The organism is Mycobacterium sp. E3247, assembly GCF_001667785.1.
Taxonomy (GTDB): domain Bacteria; phylum Actinomycetota; class Actinomycetes; order Mycobacteriales; family Mycobacteriaceae; genus Mycobacterium.
Genome location: NZ_LZJG01000490.1, coordinates 44,639 through 60,929 on the forward strand (window position 1 = coordinate 44,639; position 16,291 = coordinate 60,929).

The 16,291-nt window shown below is 67.2% G+C and carries 19 protein-coding genes; 9 read left to right on the forward strand and 10 right to left on the reverse strand.

What is annotated here, in order from left to right; genetic code table 11:
- Positions 1 to 156 precede the first annotated feature (156 nt).
- Positions 157 to 726 carry a TetR/AcrR family transcriptional regulator gene (locus tag A9X04_RS24485; protein ID WP_197509359.1) on the forward strand — a complete coding sequence of 190 codons (570 nt, stop codon included), beginning with the start codon at positions 157 to 159 and terminating at the stop codon, positions 724 to 726.
- Positions 727 to 780: 54 nt separating this feature from the next.
- Here the strand turns inward: A9X04_RS24485 and A9X04_RS24490 are convergent, their stop codons facing one another.
- The 4 genes from A9X04_RS24490 to A9X04_RS24505 all read right to left on the reverse strand — a co-directional run bounded on the left by A9X04_RS24490 (position 781) and on the right by A9X04_RS24505 (position 2,924).
- On the reverse strand, positions 781 to 1,197 hold the full coding sequence (locus A9X04_RS24490; RefSeq protein ID WP_067926265.1) for a hypothetical protein: 417 nt from the start codon (positions 1,195 to 1,197) through the stop codon (positions 781 to 783).
- Between the two features lie 173 nt (positions 1,198 to 1,370).
- Entirely contained in the window at positions 1,371 to 2,081 is a 711-nt protein-coding gene (locus A9X04_RS24495) for a hypothetical protein (RefSeq protein ID WP_067926268.1), read from the reverse strand.
- Entirely contained in the window at positions 2,081 to 2,338 is a 258-nt protein-coding gene (locus A9X04_RS24500; RefSeq protein WP_067926271.1) for a hypothetical protein, read from the reverse strand. Before A9X04_RS24500 ends, A9X04_RS24495 begins: the two co-directional genes overlap by 1 nt.
- Positions 2,339 to 2,414: 76 nt before the next feature.
- The gene (locus tag A9X04_RS24505) at positions 2,415 to 2,924 is read right to left on the reverse strand and encodes a hypothetical protein (protein ID WP_067926274.1); all 510 of its coding nucleotides are present in this window, start codon (positions 2,922 to 2,924) and stop codon (positions 2,415 to 2,417) included.
- A 150-nt stretch (positions 2,925 to 3,074) separates the two neighbouring features.
- On the opposite strand from A9X04_RS24505, the gene A9X04_RS24510 reads away from it, so the two are divergent.
- Both A9X04_RS24510 and A9X04_RS24515 read left to right on the forward strand, forming a co-directional pair.
- Positions 3,075 to 3,992 carry a TIGR03564 family F420-dependent LLM class oxidoreductase gene (locus tag A9X04_RS24510; protein WP_067926362.1) on the forward strand — a complete coding sequence of 306 codons (918 nt, stop codon included), beginning with the start codon at positions 3,075 to 3,077 and terminating at the stop codon, positions 3,990 to 3,992.
- A 55-nt stretch (positions 3,993 to 4,047) separates the two neighbouring features.
- Positions 4,048 to 5,520, forward strand: a complete 1,473-nt coding sequence (locus tag A9X04_RS24515) for an NAD(P)/FAD-dependent oxidoreductase (RefSeq protein ID WP_231985810.1) — start codon at positions 4,048 to 4,050, stop codon at positions 5,518 to 5,520.
- Here the strand turns inward: A9X04_RS24515 and A9X04_RS24520 are convergent.
- Positions 5,517 to 6,368, reverse strand: coding sequence for a LysR family transcriptional regulator (locus A9X04_RS24520; RefSeq protein WP_067926279.1), 852 nt, complete (start codon positions 6,366 to 6,368; stop codon positions 5,517 to 5,519). The genes A9X04_RS24515 and A9X04_RS24520 overlap by 4 nt on opposite strands.
- Positions 6,369 to 6,539: 171 nt before the next feature.
- Here A9X04_RS24520 and A9X04_RS24525 point away from each other — a divergent pair, with 171 nt between their 5' ends.
- A complete protein-coding gene (locus A9X04_RS24525) occupies positions 6,540 to 7,502 on the forward strand; it encodes a DMT family transporter (RefSeq protein WP_082975222.1) in 963 nt (320 codons plus the stop codon).
- A 48-nt stretch (positions 7,503 to 7,550) separates the two neighbouring features.
- Here the strand turns inward: A9X04_RS24525 and A9X04_RS31130 are convergent, their stop codons facing one another.
- The 3 genes from A9X04_RS31130 to A9X04_RS24535 form a co-directional block, all read right to left on the reverse strand.
- Positions 7,551 to 7,718 (reverse strand): hypothetical protein, encoded by a 168-nt coding sequence (locus A9X04_RS31130; protein WP_197509361.1) that lies wholly within the window; start codon positions 7,716 to 7,718, stop codon positions 7,551 to 7,553.
- Between the two features lie 70 nt (positions 7,719 to 7,788).
- On the reverse strand, positions 7,789 to 8,478 hold the full coding sequence (locus A9X04_RS24530; protein ID WP_067926282.1) for a class I SAM-dependent methyltransferase: 690 nt from the start codon (positions 8,476 to 8,478) through the stop codon (positions 7,789 to 7,791).
- Positions 8,479 to 8,539: 61 nt separating this feature from the next.
- Positions 8,540 to 9,439 carry a class I SAM-dependent methyltransferase gene (locus tag A9X04_RS24535; protein ID WP_067926285.1) on the reverse strand — a complete coding sequence of 300 codons (900 nt, stop codon included), beginning with the start codon at positions 9,437 to 9,439 and terminating at the stop codon, positions 8,540 to 8,542.
- A gap of 131 nt (positions 9,440 to 9,570) precedes the next feature.
- On the opposite strand from A9X04_RS24535, the gene A9X04_RS24540 reads away from it, so the two are divergent.
- Positions 9,571 to 9,993 (forward strand): nitroreductase family deazaflavin-dependent oxidoreductase, encoded by a 423-nt coding sequence (locus A9X04_RS24540; RefSeq protein ID WP_067926287.1) that lies wholly within the window; start codon positions 9,571 to 9,573, stop codon positions 9,991 to 9,993.
- Between the two features lie 291 nt (positions 9,994 to 10,284).
- Positions 10,285 to 11,847 (forward strand): SulP family inorganic anion transporter, encoded by a 1,563-nt coding sequence (locus A9X04_RS24545; protein ID WP_067926290.1) that lies wholly within the window; start codon positions 10,285 to 10,287, stop codon positions 11,845 to 11,847.
- 3 nt (positions 11,848 to 11,850) lie between these two features.
- On the opposite strand, the gene A9X04_RS24550 is transcribed toward A9X04_RS24545, so the two are convergent.
- Positions 11,851 to 12,708 carry an LLM class F420-dependent oxidoreductase gene (locus tag A9X04_RS24550; protein WP_067926293.1) on the reverse strand — a complete coding sequence of 286 codons (858 nt, stop codon included), beginning with the start codon at positions 12,706 to 12,708 and terminating at the stop codon, positions 11,851 to 11,853.
- 200 nt (positions 12,709 to 12,908) lie between these two features.
- Here A9X04_RS24550 and A9X04_RS24555 point away from each other — a divergent pair, with 200 nt between their 5' ends.
- Together A9X04_RS24555 and A9X04_RS24560 are read left to right on the forward strand one after the other, a co-directional pair.
- Complete coding sequence (locus tag A9X04_RS24555) at positions 12,909 to 13,874, forward strand: 2-hydroxyacid dehydrogenase (protein ID WP_067926295.1); 966 nt, start codon at positions 12,909 to 12,911, stop codon at positions 13,872 to 13,874.
- 75 nt (positions 13,875 to 13,949) lie between these two features.
- Positions 13,950 to 14,768: a formate/nitrite transporter family protein gene (locus tag A9X04_RS24560; RefSeq protein ID WP_067926298.1), complete on the forward strand. Its 819-nt coding sequence runs from the start codon at positions 13,950 to 13,952 to the stop codon at positions 14,766 to 14,768.
- An 18-nt stretch (positions 14,769 to 14,786) separates the two neighbouring features.
- Here A9X04_RS24560 and A9X04_RS24565 read toward each other — a convergent pair whose 3' ends face one another.
- Positions 14,787 to 15,719, reverse strand: a complete 933-nt coding sequence (locus A9X04_RS24565) for an LLM class F420-dependent oxidoreductase (RefSeq protein WP_067926301.1) — start codon at positions 15,717 to 15,719, stop codon at positions 14,787 to 14,789.
- Positions 15,720 to 15,835: 116 nt separating this feature from the next.
- On the opposite strand from A9X04_RS24565, the gene A9X04_RS24570 reads away from it, so the two are divergent.
- Complete coding sequence (locus tag A9X04_RS24570) at positions 15,836 to 16,288, forward strand: ATP-binding protein (RefSeq protein WP_067926304.1); 453 nt, start codon at positions 15,836 to 15,838, stop codon at positions 16,286 to 16,288.
- Positions 16,289 to 16,291: the final 3 nt, after the last annotated feature.

Genomic DNA, 16,291 nt, shown 5'->3' on the forward strand with positions numbered 1-16,291 from the left:
GTGTCAAACCTCTTCTGGCTCTCTCGGTGATGGGAAGAACGGGGAATCTAAGATGGGCGAAGCGGAACACAGCTCCGTTAGCGTAGCGGAGCGTCGCTCCGTTTTGCAACTGGACCGAGAAGGAGATGTGTGACGCCTCAAAAACCAGCAGCCCGAGTGGGTTTGGCCAAGCGCGCCGACGCGCGCCGCAATGAACAGGCACTCTTGGATGCCGCGGCAGCGGTGTTTGTGCGTGGCGGTGTCGACGCGCCCGTGCGTGAGATCGCGGCCGAGGCCGGCGTCGGGATGGGCACCATCTACCGGCATTTCCCCACCCGAGCCGATCTCGTCGTGGCTGTCTTCCGGCATCAACTCGATGCGCTCTCTTCCTTGGAGACGATCGTCCCGCCGGCCGACGAGGACCCGTATGGAGCGCTGAGGTCCTGGGTACATCGATTCGCCGACTTCCTGGTGACCAAACACGGGTTGGCTCGGGCGTTGCGCTCAGACCAGGCCGGCTTCGACACGTTGCATGCCGAATTCCTTGAACGGCTATTACCCGTGTGCGATCGACTGCTGAAAGCTGCCGTGGCGAAGGGTCTTCCGCGGGGCGATATCCGGACGCTCGATTTCCTGCACGGCGTCGGCAACCTGTGCATCGGCGTTGAAGCCGATCCCGAGTATGACGTGCACGGCATGATCGACCTGTTCATCGCAGGCTTGGCGCAACCCTTGATTGCCCAGTAGGCGACGCACACCGCTGTGCGAAACGCCTTGTTGGCGCATTCGAAATGCGTTCTGCTACAGCTGATCCTTCGCGGGTGCGCATACGGTCCAGCGGCCGTCTTCCCTGCGGAAGTACATGGTCTGTGTTTGGTTGTCCTGGAATGTCAGGGCTGCAGACGCAGCGTTGCCGTGCACGACAACATCCCCAATCCTGAATTTCGGCCTTGGCGCTTGGGCAGGTTCGCCTCCCGGGTCTACTGCAGAATCGAGATGCGGTTCTGCCTCCTCACGGCACATGAAGCTGGCGATTTTTTGCGGATTTCCTTCGTTGACGGAGTCGGAGAAGGCGACGATCAACGCTTTGATCTTGACGGGGTCGCTGTTCCGGTAATGGGCGTACGCGGTGACGCTGGCGACGCCGACGCCGACGGCAACCGCGATGACCGCCAGCACGGCGTACAGCCAGCCCTGATTGCGGCGATGCGGCGGCACAGGTGGGGGTGGACCCCACCAGCCACTCGCGGGCGGAGTCCACGGGCCGGGCTGCGGTGGGGGTACGGCATACTGCGGCTGTGGTCCGGGCGGCGGCGGCCCATAGGGCGGTTGTGGCGGCCGGGGCGTCCCGCCGTAGGGGTTACCGGGGTAGGGCGTTGTCATGTTGCGGCTCAGGCGAATTCATCGAGTTGGGCGGTCATCGTTTCATCAAGCAGGGTGCCGACATCCTCTGGCGGCTCGGGTACGCCTCCGTAGACAGTGATGGCCTGTCCCAGAGGAAGATCGGGTGAGACGCACAGGTGCGAGTCGGCGGTGGTCGCCAGGAGCAGCAGGCGGGTAGGGTCTACCGCGTCTTGCGGCCAGTTGGACTCCGGGAGCCCCTGCGGGCACCCCAGGTATTCGGCGTACGTCTGCAAGTCTCGAGGCTGAATGGGGCCGTTGGACAGCCGGTCGGGGGCGACGAAACCGGCGTGCGTCTCGCGGTAGAAGCGGCGCAGGGGATCGGGGAGTGCCTCCGCGAATCGCAATTCAGCGTCGTTGGAGAGCGCTGGGTCCCAGCCGATCCAGCAGGCGACGTTTCGCCGGTCGGCGTCGTAGTGCTCCAGTGCGTAGACAAGTACCGATTCTCCGGCATGGTGACCGACACGGACGTCAGCGAGTTCGGTTGTCAGCGCATGGGTGAAGTTTGGCACCAGTTCCAGAAAGTCCCTGTTCCATAGCGACACCGCTACCCGCCGCCGGGTTTCCGCCGCATCGGAGTGCGCGATCGGCTGCCAAGCCTCACGCACGTCGACTTTGGAGCCGGTCCCGGCGAGGACCACTGGCTCGGAGTGCGCGAAGCGTCCGAGAACCTCTTGGATTTCGGCGATTTCGACTGTCATCAGCTGGGCGGAATGGTGGCGAGTAGTTGTAGCTGCTGCTGGAGCCACCCGGGGTCCGCGTCGCCGATCCTGGCGGCACTGTTCGAGTTCTTCATGCCGTTGGCATAGGCCGACATCCATTGCAGATTCCGTGGTGAGTTGGCTACCACGTACATGTACTCGGCCGGTAGCTGGAGAAAGCCCGGCACATACATCAGCTGAGCGATTGGGACGATGTGGTCGACGACGACCGCCGGCCGCGAGGGGTCGTTGGCCATACCCGCTATCGGCGCGCCGTTGCGTGCCGGGTCGGGAGGGCCGACGCGCGGTTTGGACTCGCCCTGCAGTACCAGATCATCCGCCCAAGGCCCTTTTTGACGTAGCTGTTTGAAGACAGGCTGCATCGGCGGCGGGAGGCACATAACCCTCCGGCAGCCGGCCTTTGGCGGCGTTGATCTTGTCGATTCTGTCTTGGGAGGGTTTGGGCAGTGTTCCGTGTTCGGCCAACTTGGCGATGACTGCCGCGCAACTCTCGAGGTTCGCTTGCGCCTGACCGCCACGTGCGTTCAGTCGGGTAGCTTCGGCGTCGTAAGCGTCGGCTGCGGCCTGCTGCCTCGGCACGATGAAGTCGTGCGGTTGCGCATTGTGGCGCGCGATCTCGGCGTTGATCGAATCGAGCGCCTGCTGCTGCGCCTCGCAGCCCTGTGGAGGTCCCGGCGCAGCAGCGCTGACGGCGAGCGACGTCCCACCCGCGACACCGAACAGCAGGAGAACCACGGACAACAGCAGGACCAGGGACCGGGTCAAGGCCGGCGGCCCTCCCGGATCCTTCAACGCGTCACGCTTCATCTCGATACGGATCACCCACTTTATGCCGACGTGGGGAACATCCTGAAGGCCCCGGTGCTGATGGGCCAATCGGCGCTGCGACTCGACAACGTCGTTCTACGAACTCGGATTCGCACCGTGATCGCGATCGGAATGCTCGCGTGGGCGGCGTCGTTGGTTGCCGATATGCCTACCGGAATCATCTTGATGGCGCGCCCCGACGCCGCCAATCTTGTCGACGATGTGATCGCGCAAGCCCGCGGAGCTCATGAGCACGGTGTCACCCAGGTGTGGCTGCCCCAGCAACAGAACTACGACGCGATCGCGCTGGCGGCCCTCGTCGGCGCCGCCGTGCCCGGGCTGGGCGTGGGGACCTCGGTGGTGCCCATCAACCCGCGCCACCCGCTGATCGTCGCCTCGCTGGCGCAGACGGCACAGGCCGCCGCGCACGGCAACTTCAGCCTCGGCCTCGGTCTGGGCGCCCGCCAGATCGAGCGCCAAGCTTTCGGCACCGACTGGTCCAACGGCATCACCCGGTTACGGGAGCATCTGACGATCCTCGGTTCGGTGTTCAACACCGCCGGCGTCGACTTCCACGGCAGCGAACTCAGTGCGAGCCCCACCTGGCCGGTACAGGTCCCGGGCGGAACGCCCATCCCGGTGTATGTGGCAGCGATGGGTCCAAAGGCGTTGCGGGTCACCGGCGAACTGGCGGACGGCACCTTGCCGTACCTGGCCGGGCCCCGAACCATCGGTGAATTCATCGTGCCGGAGATCACCAGAGCGGCGGCCGCCGCGGGACGTCCCGCCCCGCGCGTGATCGCCGCCGTGCCTGTGCTGGTGTCCGAAGACGCAGAGGGCGCCCGCGCCGTCGCTGCGCAACATCTGCGCTTCTACGAGAGCATCCCGTCGTATCGCAACGTGATCGCCAGGGAAGAAGTCGCCAGCGTCGTCGAACTTGCCGCCATCGGGCCGGAAGAACGCGTCGTGCAACAGCTACAACGCTATCGCGATGCGGGTGCCACGGATCTGGTGATCAGCCCGATCGACCGATCGGCGTCGGTGGACCGCGAGGCGTTGTGGAGAGTCACCGCCGCGGCGTGAACCGCCACTCACACCGGCAAGCCCATGCGACAGTTACCGGATGACAAGCGTCGCGGTGATCGGCGCCGGGCCGGGCGGGCTGGTGGCGGCGCGCTGGCTCCTGTCACAAGGGTTCGATCCCACCCTGTTCGAGCGCGGTCCGATGCCGGGCGGCCAGTGGGCAGCGTCGGAGGGATCGAGTGGCATATGGCCGGGCATGTACACCAACAGCAGTCGGACGATGACTACCTTCAGCGACCTCGAGCACGACAGCGACCTTGTCTACCTACCAAACCGCGACGTTCTCGACTACCTGCATCGCTACGCAACCAAATTCGGGTTGATGTCACGCGTCCGGCTCCGCAACCGGGTGGAGCTGGTTAGCCGGGACGACGGGCCCGGGTGGCTCGTGAGTCACGCCGACGGGACCGACCGCTTCGAGCGCGTGGTGGTCGCCACAGGTAGGTTCAATGTGCCGGCGGTGCCCGCCGTCGCCGGAGTGGAAACGTTCTCCGGCTGTGCGGGCGCCCGGCCAACGTTCGGCTACCGAGACGCCACAAGGTATCGCGGCAAGCGCGTTCTGGCCGCCGGTTGCGCAATCAGTGCGCTCGAAATCGCTTCCGAGCTGGCGCAACTCGGGGCGGCGCGCGTCGTCGTGACGCAGCGGCGGCAACGATACGTCGTCCCCAAGTTCATCGCCGGCGTCCCCACCGACCACCTGCTCTACACGCGCTACGGCGCGTTAGCCGAAGAGACCTTGCCGGCGGAAGAGATCGATCGCCTGTTGAAAGAGATCGTGGTCGAGGCGGCCGGAAGCCCCGAACAATACGGGGCTCCAGCGCCTGACCCATCGCTGTTTGCGGCCGGCGTGACTCTGAGCCAGCACTATCTTCCGTTGGTCGCCGAAGGCCGGATATCGGTGCGGCCGTGGATGAAAGCGGTCTCGGGCGCGACGGTCACCTTCGCCGACGACCGCGCGGAGGAGTTCGACGGGATCCTGTTCGGTACCGGTTTCGATGTTCAGCTGCCGTTCTTGAGCGACGAAATCCAGCAGATTCTGGACCTTGACGCGGTGCACCTGGACGCCGATCGGTTCACCTTTCACCCAAACCTGCCCGGACTGGCGCTCATGGGCATGTGGGATCAGGCTGGCGGATACTTTGTGCCGCTGGAACTCCAGGCCAGGTGGATCGCCTACACGTGGGGCGGCGTCATACCCGATGCACGTGAAGCGGACCAGCGACTGGCAATCGATGCCTACCGTGCTCGTCGGGGGTTGTCCCAGAAAACGCGACTGAACCTCGCCGCCATCACGTTCGCGAGAGCCGCTGGGGTGGAACCGTGCCTGGAAAACTGGCCGCAGCTGCGCCGCGCCCTGCTGTTCGGCCCGCTGGCGCCGAGCTGCTTTCGGCTGGAGGGGCCCGATGCGCTGCCCGACGCCCCGGATCGGTTCGCGCGCGAGGCCGCGCGATTCGGCGCCATCACGTCAAATGACATGACGGAGCGCGAAAAACGCGACTGGACAGCACTATTCTGCGGCGGTCGTTAGTCCGCGGCGGCGAGCACCTCGCGCACCGCCTCGTCCACGGTGCCCAGCAAGCCCGGGTCGATGCCGGCCCGGCCGCGAACCAGAATGGATGCCAGGTTGGTGGGCGGTAGTCCCTCGGCCGGGCACACGCCGTCGGGCAACCTGCCGATCATCGGCAGCAACGCCACCCCGAGCGCCGACCGTACCGCCGCATACAGCCCGGACAGGTCGCCGCATTCGGCGGCGACCTCATAGTCGATACCGTGGTTTTCGAGGATGGCGAACGCGGGTTCCCGCAACGTGCACGGTTCGGAGAAGATCACCAGAGGGAGTGGTTCCCGCGCCGGGAGCGCCAGCGCGCGTGCCGAAATCCATTGCAGGCGGACCAAACCGGACGCGTTAGCGCGGTCCAGGCCGGCGCCGTCGAGCATGATCGCCAAGTCGACGAGCCCCCGTTCGATCGAATCGGCCAGCGACACGTTGCGGTCGAGCCGGAAACGCACCCGCCGGTCGGGAAGCCGCTCACGCAGCAGGCTGGTAAGCCCCGCCAGCATCACGTCCGCGCCGTGCTCGGTGGCCCCGATCGTCAGGAGCCTGGGCTCGGTGGCGCCGAGGTCGTCGAGCGCCGTGTCATGTGCGGCCAAGATCGTGCGGGCATGCCGCAGCGCCCTCAGCCCGATCTCGGTGAAGACAATGCCGCGGCCGGACCGCTGGATCAGGGGCTCGCCGACGACCGCCTCGACCCGGCGCAGGTGTTGGCTGACCGCGGACTGGCTCAGGTGCAGCGCGGCGGCGGCGCGGTGAAATCCACCACAGTCGGCCACCGCGACGAGGCTGCGCAACGGCGCGATATCCAGCACCTGGGGCATAGCAGCACCATAGTCCGATCAGTACCGCTGATCAATAATCGTGTTACTGGACCAAATGTGGGCCTCCAATCCACCGCATTGATAAGAAATCGAGATCGGTCCCGATCAGCAATAATCGTTGGACTGCGCGGGCGAGCCTGGGCCAGCATGGGTCACATGGACCTGCCGCGCATGCCACTGACCACCGCGTCGGCGGTGACGTTCTTCTACGCCCTCGGTTATCCCATCGGGGTGCTGGCGGTGACCGCCATGACGCCCATGGCCGCGCTGGTGTTCCGCTTCGGTTTGGCCGCAATGGTTTTGGCGATATGGGCGGTGCTGGCCAAGGCGCCGTGGCCGCGGGGCGCGCAGTTGGGTCATGTCGTGGTGGTCGGCCTGCTGATCCAGGCCGTGCAGTTCTGCTGCCTCTACGAGGCCGTGCAGCGTGGATCGCCCGCGGTCCTGTGCGCGGTGGTGGTCGCGATGAACCCCGTCGCGACGGCCATCCTGGCCGCCGTGTTCCTGCGCGAGCCGCTCGGCCCCCAGCGACTGCTCGCGCTCGCCCTCGGTGTCCTCGCGGTGCTCGCCGCGTGCGCCAAGCGGTTGACGACCACCCACGGCGTGGACCCGGTCATCGTGCTGCTTGTCGTTGCTCTGCTTGGCCTTTCAGCGGGCGGCGTCTACCAGCAACGGTTCTGCACCGGCGTCGACTTTCGCACGATGAGCGCGCTGCAGAACGCGGTCGCGCTCGTTCCCGCGGCGGCGCTGGCGCTCCTCACCCCGTTCACCGTGCACGACGTCCGGCAGGCGGCGCTCGCGGTCGCCGGCATGGTGCTGTTGAACGCGACGCTCGCGGTGAGCCTCTACGTCCGGGCCATCAACACCCACGGTGCGGCTGCGGTCGCGATGCTGTTCGCCGTCATCCCCGCGGTCGCCGCGGTGCTGGCGTGGCTCATGCTGGGCCAGCGTCCCGACATCGGTGTCGGGGTCGGCCTCGTCCTGGGCGGCTTCGCCTGCTGGCTGAACAGCTGGGCTTCCCGCTCACGCCGGGTGGTGGGGGTGACTATCGAACCCGATCGGGCGGTGCGGGTGCCGTCGACCGTTGCCCAGGCGACTCCAGCGTCGTGCGGGTCGCCGTCGAGCCGCGCACGATAGCTGACCGGCGGAGCACCGATCCGCCAACTTGCCAGGCGGTTGTGCAACCTAGCGCGTGCTTTCGTCGGCCGTGTCACGGCGGGACTGCTGCAACCCGGGCGCGTCGGGGTCATCGTTCTGATGCTCGAGTTGTTCCTGCAGCTTGCGCTGTTCTTCGGTCGCCTGCCGGGCGTCGTCGGGCGCGGGCGGCGGGTCGAGATTGGCTTGCTGGTCCACGTGAGCTCCTCTGACCGGTGATGTCGCTCCAGGCAGGGTCTCCCGAATCCCGCGCCCCGAAACCTCGCCGCTAGCCGAGATGCGCGGACAGCAGCCAGGCCCGCATCGACTTGCGGCCGTTGCCCTCGTCGCGAATGTCGGTGCCGGCGAAGGCCTCGGATCCCTCCAGGAAGCTGTCGGGCACGTTGGCGTGGATGCGTGCCGGCCGGATCTCGTCGATGACCCAGTACTTGGCGACCACGTCGCGCAGCTCCTCCTCGGTCACCGCGTTGATCGGGCTCTCGGCCGGCACGCCCTCACGGTCGAAGACCAGCACGAAATAGGAGGCGCCCGACGCGGCCGCCCGCACGATGGATCGCTGATAGCCCTCGCGTAGCTCGACGGGCATCGAGTGGAAAAGGGTGCTGTCGACGATCGTGCCGAATCGACCGTCGTAACCGTCGAAGGCGCTGATATCCGCGACATCGAAGGTGGCATTGGTAAGGCCACGCCTGGCCGCCTTCTCGCGTGCCAAATTGATGGCGGTGGGCGACTGGTCCAAGCCCACCGTGATGAAGCCGCGCTCGGCGAGGAACAACGACACCGCCGCCTCCCCGCATCCGGCATCGAGCACGTCGCCGTGGAACTTCCCGGCCTCGATCAGCGCGGCGATCTCCGGCTGCGGCTCGCCGATGCTCCACGGCGGGCGGTTGCCCTCGCCCATCTCCGGGGCTTCGCCCCGGTAGGCGGCTTCGAACATTTCGTGAGTCGGTTGAGACATGAAACCTTTGTATCAACCGCACTGATATATGTCAATGGGGTTGATATTGCGAACGGCCGGCTTAGGGCAGCGTGGCGGTCAGGTAACCGGAGTCCTCGCCGAAGGAAGCCAGCTCGTCGTCGGGCACCTCGAACCCGTGGGCGGCGAAGGCCTCCTCGGTGGTCCGGATGTCGACCCGCCAGCCGTGCGCCGCCAGGTATTCGGCGGCGGTGTTGCGATCGCCGGTGTAGAAGAGCTCGGCCAGATTGATGTCGGAGCCCAGGCGTTGCGACCGCTCGGTCAGCTTCTGCGCCCAGTCCGCCGGGATGTTGCGCAGATCCATGTGCTCGGTCGCGATCCGGCTGCCCGGCGCGGACAACGCGACGACGTTGTCGAACAAGCGGTCCTGCGCCTCGGGTGGCAGGTAGACGAGCAGGCCTTCGGCGCTCCACGCCGTCGGCGCGCCGGCGTCGAAGCCGGTCTTGACCAGGGCGGCCGGCCAGTCCTCGCGCAGGTCGATCGCCACCGTGCGGCGCTCGGCGGCCGGCGCGGCGCCCAGGTCGGCCAGCACCCGCGTCTTGAACTCGATGACCTCGGGCTGGTCGATCTCGTAGACCACCGTGCCGGCCGGCCAGGACAGGCGGTAGGCACGGGTGTCCAGGCCCGACGCCAGGATGACCGCCTGGCGGACCCCGGATTGCGTTGCCTGCATGAAGAAGTCGTCGAAGTATCGGGTGCGGACCGTGATCTGCTCGTTCACGGCCTCGCGATTCAGCAGGGGATCGTCGGAGCGGTCGATTTCGTTGTCGAGGAGCTTGACGAAGACCTCGCTGCCCACGGCGCGCACGAGTGGATCGGCGAAGGGGTCGTTCAGCAGCGGCTCAGGCCCTTTCGAAGCGATCGCCCGCTGAGCGGCCACGGCCGTTGCGGTCGCTCCGACGCTCGAGGCCAGGTCCCATGTGTCGTTCTCGGTGCGGGCCACTACCCGACTCCTCTCCCTGGTTAGTTAGCTCATTTAAGCGATGCGGCCCACTCTACGCGCCCGTCGAGGGACCGACGGATCGACGATTTCCGGGGGGATGACTGCGGCGCGGGGACGTGTTGAGATCGGGTATGGCCGACGAGATCGAACTGAGCCCGAGGGACTGGGTGCGCGAGCAGACCGAGCAGATCCTCGAGCAAGGCACGACCGACGGGGTCGAGATCCTGGACCGGCCCGTCGTGCTGGTGACGGTGACCGGAGCGAAGTCCGGCAAGAAGCGGTACGTGCCGATGATGCGCGTCGAAAACGACGGCCGATACGCCATGGTCGCGTCGAAGGGCGGAGCCCCCGCACACCCGTCGTGGTACTTCAACCTCAAAGCCAATCCGGACGTGACGCTGCAGGATGGCGACAAGGTCTTCGCGCTCAGCGCGCGCGAACTCGAGGCGGACGAGCGCGAGCAGTGGTGGCAACGGGCGGTCGAGGCCTATCCGCCCTACGCCGAATATCAGGCGAAGACAGCGAGGCGGATACCGGTCTTCGTCCTGGAGTAATTCGTTGAACCGCAGGTGATTTCGACGTGCGGGCGCAACCCCGCGCCTCATTGCGCCCCCGAGCGCACTGCGCGGCAAAAGATTTGCGTTCGATATGCGCCTGGAAGGTCGGGTTGCGACCCGGTGGGCCGCCCCATACCGTCGATACGCATAGGCACGGCACGCTGAAGCGGGACAACGACGTTCGCGGCGGTGTGGGATCGATTGTGCCCGAGAGCGTTACGCTCCGCTCCTGGTGCGTTACGGGTGGCTACCCGAACGCGCCCCTCATGCATATCCCAGGGAGGGCCGATGCCACACGCCGGGCGGCCAGCTGAAAACGACACCGAGCGGGCGCAACCGGTTCGAGGCGACCGGTGGCGCGCGGCCATTCAGTACGACCTGCCGGCGTCGTTGGTGGTCTTTCTGGTGGCGCTTCCCTTGTCGCTGGGCATCGCGATCGCGTCCGACGCCCCGGTGCTGTCCGGTTTGATCGCGGCGATCGTCGGCGGCATCGTCGCAGGGCGCCTCGGCGGGTCACCGTTGCAGGTCAGTGGTCCGGCCGCCGGACTCACCGTCGTCGTCGCCGATCTGGTCGCCCAGTTCGGCTGGGCAGTAACATGTTTCATCACCGTCATCGCCGGGGCCCTGCAAGTGATGTTGGGAATCAGCCGAATCGCACGGGCCGCCTTGGTGATCTCACCGGTCGTGGTGCACGCCATGCTGGCCGGCATCGGAATCACAATCGCGCTGCAGCAGGTGCACGTATTGCTCGGCGGCCAATCGCAGAGCTCGGCCTGGACGAACGTCGTCGGCCTGCCCGCCCAAATCGTCGGCGCGCACCGGCCTGGGGTCGTGCTGGGCCTGCTCGTCATCGCCATTCTGATCGCCTGGCGCTGGGCCCCGGCCCGGGTGGCCAAGATCCCCGGCCCACTGGTCGCCATCGTCGCCGTCACCGTCCTCTCGGCCGCGTTGCCGTTCAACGTGTCCCGCATCAGGCTGGAGGGCTCGGTGCTGGAGGCGCTGCAGCTGCCCCAGCTGCCCGAGGGCGACTGGCGGGCGGTCGTGATCGCGGTGATCACCGTCACGCTGATCACCAGCGTTCAAAGCCTGTTGACGGCCGTCTCGATCGACCGCATGCACACCGGGGCGCGCACCGACTTCAACCGCGAGCTGATCGGGCAGGGCGCGGCGAATATGGCGTCGGGCGCGATCGGCGGGCTCCCGATCGCAGGCGTAATCGTGCGCAGCGCGGCGAACGTCAACGCGGGCGCCAAAACTCGCGCCTCGACGATCATGCACGGGGTGTGGGTCCTGCTGTTTGCCGTACCCTTCGCGGGACTGGTCGAACAGATCCCCACCGCGGCGCTCGCGGGGTTGCTCATCGTCATCGGAATCGAGCTGTTGAAGCCGGCTCACATCGAGACCGCCTCGCGTAATGGCGATCTCGCCGTCTATCTGGTGACGATCGTCGGCGTCGTCTTCCTCAATCTGCTGCACGGCGTGCTGATTGGACTCGCCGTGGCGGTCGTCGTCACCGGTTGGCGCGTGGTGCGGGCCAGGGTGGAAGCCAAGCCCGTGGATGGCGAATGGCACGTCTTGATCGAAGGCGCATGCACTTTCCTGGCCCTGCCCCGGCTGACGGGCGTGCTCGCGACGATCCCCGATCGCGCCGCGGTCACCATTCACCTGAGGGCAACCTACCTCGATCACGCGGCGCACCAAGCGATCAGCGACTGGCGACGCCGGCATGGCGCCACCGGCGGAGAGGTCAAGGTCCACGACGGGCCGATGGAACCTTATGGGCGCGTGCGCAAGTCGTCGAAAGCCAACCGCCCAGCGCATCTCAGTCTGGTCGAAGCGGACGCCGGCTAGGCGCTACTTCAGGTCCTCGGCGACCCGCTCCAGCGCGGCCAGGTGGTCGTCGACGGTCGCAAGCCCTGCGTTCATGGTGTTGACCGACAGGTGGGTGGCGCCGGCGGTTCGCCAAGCGGCGATGTCCGCGGACGCCTTGTCCGGGTTGCCGGTCCAGCTGACCCGGCCTTCCATGCCTAGGCTCTCCGCGTCCCGGCCTGCGGCCGCTGCGGCGCGCTGCACCTGTGCGCGCGCGTGGTCCAGACCGGGTCCCGGAGCGGTCATCGGGAACCAGCCGTCGGCGAGCCGCCCCGCGCGTTCCAACCCGCGGTCGGAGGCCGCGCCGATCCACACCGGAATCGGGCGTTGGGTGGGCAGCGGCGCGAGCCCCGCGGCGGTCACCGTGTGGTATTTCCCATCGAAGGTGACGGATCGTTCGGTCCACAGCCTGCGCAGGAGCTCGATCTGCTCCTCGGAGCGCCTGCCGCGATTGGTGAACGTCTCACCCAGCGCTTCGTATTCGACGGCGTTCCAGCCCAATCCGACGCCGAGCCGGAACCTGCCGCCGGTCAGCAGGTCGACCTCAGCGGCTTGCTTGGCCACCAGTGCCGTCTGCCGCTGCGGCAGGATGATGACGCCGGTCACGAGCTCCAGCGACGTGATCGCGGCCAGGTAGCCGAACATGACGAACGGCTCGTGAAACGTCGAGTCGATGTCGTAGGGGCCGTCCCAGCCCCGGTGCACGCCCGGGTCGGCGCCCACGACGTGGTCGTAGGCGAGGATGTGGGTGAATCCGAGCCCTTCGACCGCCTGCCCGTACGCGCGTACCACCGCGGGATCTCCGCCGAGCTCGGTCTGCGGGAACACGACTCCGACGCGCATTCGCGGTGCAACCAAGCCGCCGCGGATTTGCTTCCCGCGCGCGACGAAAAAGTTTGGGACGGTGCCGTCTTCGCGCCTCTCGGCAAGTGGTCGCTCGAAGCGACGGTTCTACAGGTGGTACCCGGGGGAATGTCCGACACCGTCTCGGTGGACAACGACCGCGGGTGCCCGGATATTTCCGCGCGCCCGATGATGGAGGGGTGACGACTGAAAAGATCCCGGGCGCGGTGCGGGTGGGAGCCTTCGAGCGGACGTTCGACGCCGAGCTGACCGCGCGCTACGACATCACGAAGCTTCCCGACGGCCCCGGGCGGGCCGCCTTCCTGGCCGAGCACGGGCCCGACATCCGGGTGGCGATCACATCGGGGCCGCCCGGCCTCGACGCCGACACGATCGCGGCGCTGCCCAATTTGGAGGTCATCGTCAACAACGGGGCCGGGGTGGACATGATCGATCTGCCCGCGGCGCAGCGCCGCGGAATCGGTGTCAGCAACACTCCCGACGTCCTGTCGGACACCGTGGCCGACACCGCACTGGGCCTGATCCTGATGACCCTGCGCCGTTTCGGCGCCGCGGACCGCTACGTGCGGGCGGGCCGATGGGTACGCGACGGCCCATTCCCGTACGGCCGTGACGTCAACGGTCTGCAGGTCGGGATCCTCGGCCTGGGCCGGATCGGCTCGGCCATCGCGACCCGTCTGCTCGGCTTCGACTGTGCCATCGCGTATCACAATCGCCACCGCATCGACGGGTCGCCGTACCGCTACGCCGACTCGCCGGTAGAGCTGGCCGAGTCGGTCGACATCCTCGTCGTGGCCACCACGGGCGATCCCCACACTCGCCACCTGGTCGACCGCACCGTCCTCGAGGCGTTGGGGCCGGAGGGTTACCTGATCAACATCGCCCGCGGCAGCGTCGTCGATCAGGACGCGCTCGTGGAGTTGCTGGCCGGCGGAGCCCTGGGCGGGGCGGGGCTGGACGTGTTCGCCGACGAACCCCACGTGCCGACCGAACTGTTGACGCTGGACAACGTGGTGTTGTTCCCGCACATCGGCAGCGCCACCGGCCGCACCCGCAGGGCGATGGCGCTGCTGGCGATCCGGAACCTGGAGAGTTACCTCGACACGGGCGAACTGGTGACACCTGTCCTTCGACCGCGCCGGTGACGGCGCAACGGCTGGTGTCAGATGCCTCACACCGGATGGCCCGCCCGCCGAATAACGGGTATCTGGCCATCCACCATGAGTGAGACGACCCAGCGCGAGCTCGGACAGACCGACAGCCCGATCGAGGACGAGCTCGAGGATGCCTTCAGCAGGATGCTGAGCGAGGGCACCCAGCGCCTGCACCGGACCTGGCGCGGCGTGCTGGTCACCGGCTTCTTCGGCGGCACCGAGGTGGGGATCGGGGTGCTCGCCTATCTGGCGGTGCTCGACGCCACGCACCGTCCGCTGCTGGCCGGGGTCGCGTTCTCGATCGGCTTCCTGGCCCTGCTGCTGGGGCGCAGTGAGCTGTTCACCGAGGGCTTCATCATCCCCGTCGTCACCGTGGCCGCCAAGCGCGCCAGCCTCCCGCAGCTGCTCAAACTGTGGGGCGGCACCATGTTCGCCAACCTCGTGGGCGGCTGGGTGATCATGTGGCTGATCATGACCGGGTTTCCCGAACTGCACGCACAGACCATCGAATCCGGCACCCACTTCGCCACCGCGCCGCTCTCGGGTCAGAGCATGGCGCTGGCCGTTCTTGGCGGCATGGTCATCACGCTGATGACCCGGATGCAACACGGCACGGACTCCGTGCCCGCCAAGATCGCCGCCGCCGTCGCCGCCGCCTTCCTGCTCGCCGGGCTACGGCTGTTCCATTCGATCCTTGATTCGCTGTTGATCTTCGGCGCGCTGGCCACCGGCCACGCACCCTTCGGCTATCTGACCTGGCTGGGCTGGTTCGCCTATACCGTGGTGGGCAACATGATCGGCGGCCTGCTGTTCGTGACGTTGCTGCGGTTGCTGCGCAGCAAGGACCGGCTCGAGGAGGAACGCGCCGAGGCCGAGTCCTCGTGACGAGCTCATCCGTGCGCGTCAAAGCAGTTGCGGCATAACCTCGCTCGCCACCAACTCCAGATGCGCCAGATCGGACAGATCAAGCAACTGGGTGTACACGCGCTGCACGCCGATCTGTTTCCAGGCGCCCAGGTTGTCGACGATCTCGGCGGGCGTGCCGACGAGCGGGCTGTTGCCGCGTAACTCGTCGAGGTCACGCCCGATCGCGGCGGCCCGGCGGGTCACCTGCTTGTCGTTACGCCCAGCGCACAGCACGAAGGCGCTCGAGTAGACCATCGAGTCGGCCGGCCTGCCGGCCGCGGCGACCGCCTCCGCCACGCGTTGATACTGCTTCTCCGCCACGCCTATCGGCGCGAACGGAACGTTGAACTCGGCCGCGTACTTCGCCGCCAGCCGCGGCGTCCGCTGGGCGCCGAGGCCGCCGATGACGATCGGTGGGTGCGGGCGTTGCGTCGGCTTGGGCAGCGCCGGTGACCCGGCGATGGTGTAGTACTCGCCGGCGTAGTCGAAGGTCTCACCGGGCTCGGTCGCCCACAGGCCGGTCACGATGGCCAGCTGTTCGCTGAGCCGGTCGAACCGCTCGCGCAGCGGGGGAAACGGAATCCCGTACGCCTGATGCTCCTTCTCGAACCAGCCGCTGCCCAGGCCGAATTCGACGCGCCCTGAGCTCATCTCGTCCACCTGGGCCACCGCGATGGCCAGCGGACCCGGATAACGGAACGTTGCGGACGTCACCAGGGTGCCCAGCCGGATGCTCGATGTCTCCCGCGCGATCGCACCCAGGGTCACCCAGGAATCGGTGGGGCCCGGCAGGCCGTCGCCGCTCATCGCCAGATAGTGGTCGGACCGGAAGAACGCCGCGAAACCCAGCTGTTCGGCGGTCTGGGCAACCGCGACCTGATCGGCGTAGCGGGCGCCCTGCTGCGGCTCGATGAATGCTCGGAATTCCATAGGATCCCTCTGTATATCGTTGTACGGCAAGCCGATTCCCAATGTGTATCCGCCTGTGGCCAAAGCGAGACGGCCAACAAGTTAACACCACGCCCGCAACTGGGTATGCCCTTAGCATGACCTCACTACTTCCACCCACGGTCGTGACGCCCGCGCGGCTGACCTGCGCCGGTGCCGCTGACGCCGTTACGGCGGCCGAACTTCGCCGCGCCCTGCGCCGGTGGCTTCAGGACGTGACTGAGGCCCCCGCGGAGGTACGCGACGACATCATTCTGGGCGTCAACGAGGCCTTGGCCAACTGTGTCGAGCACGCCTACCGGACCCACCGCGCGGCGGGCACCATGAAACTGCAGGCAAGCCACGATCCCGCCGCCCAGTCGATCAGCGTGTGTGTCAGCGACCGCGGATCCTGGCACCACCCCTCGCCGCAGCGCCTCAGCGATCCCCACCGATCCCGCGGCATCATGCTGATGCACGCGCTCGCCGACCACTGCACCATCAATGCCCGTCCCAACGGCACCACGGTGTGCCTGGACTACACCACCAGGCCCCAGGCGGAGGCGTCCTAGGCC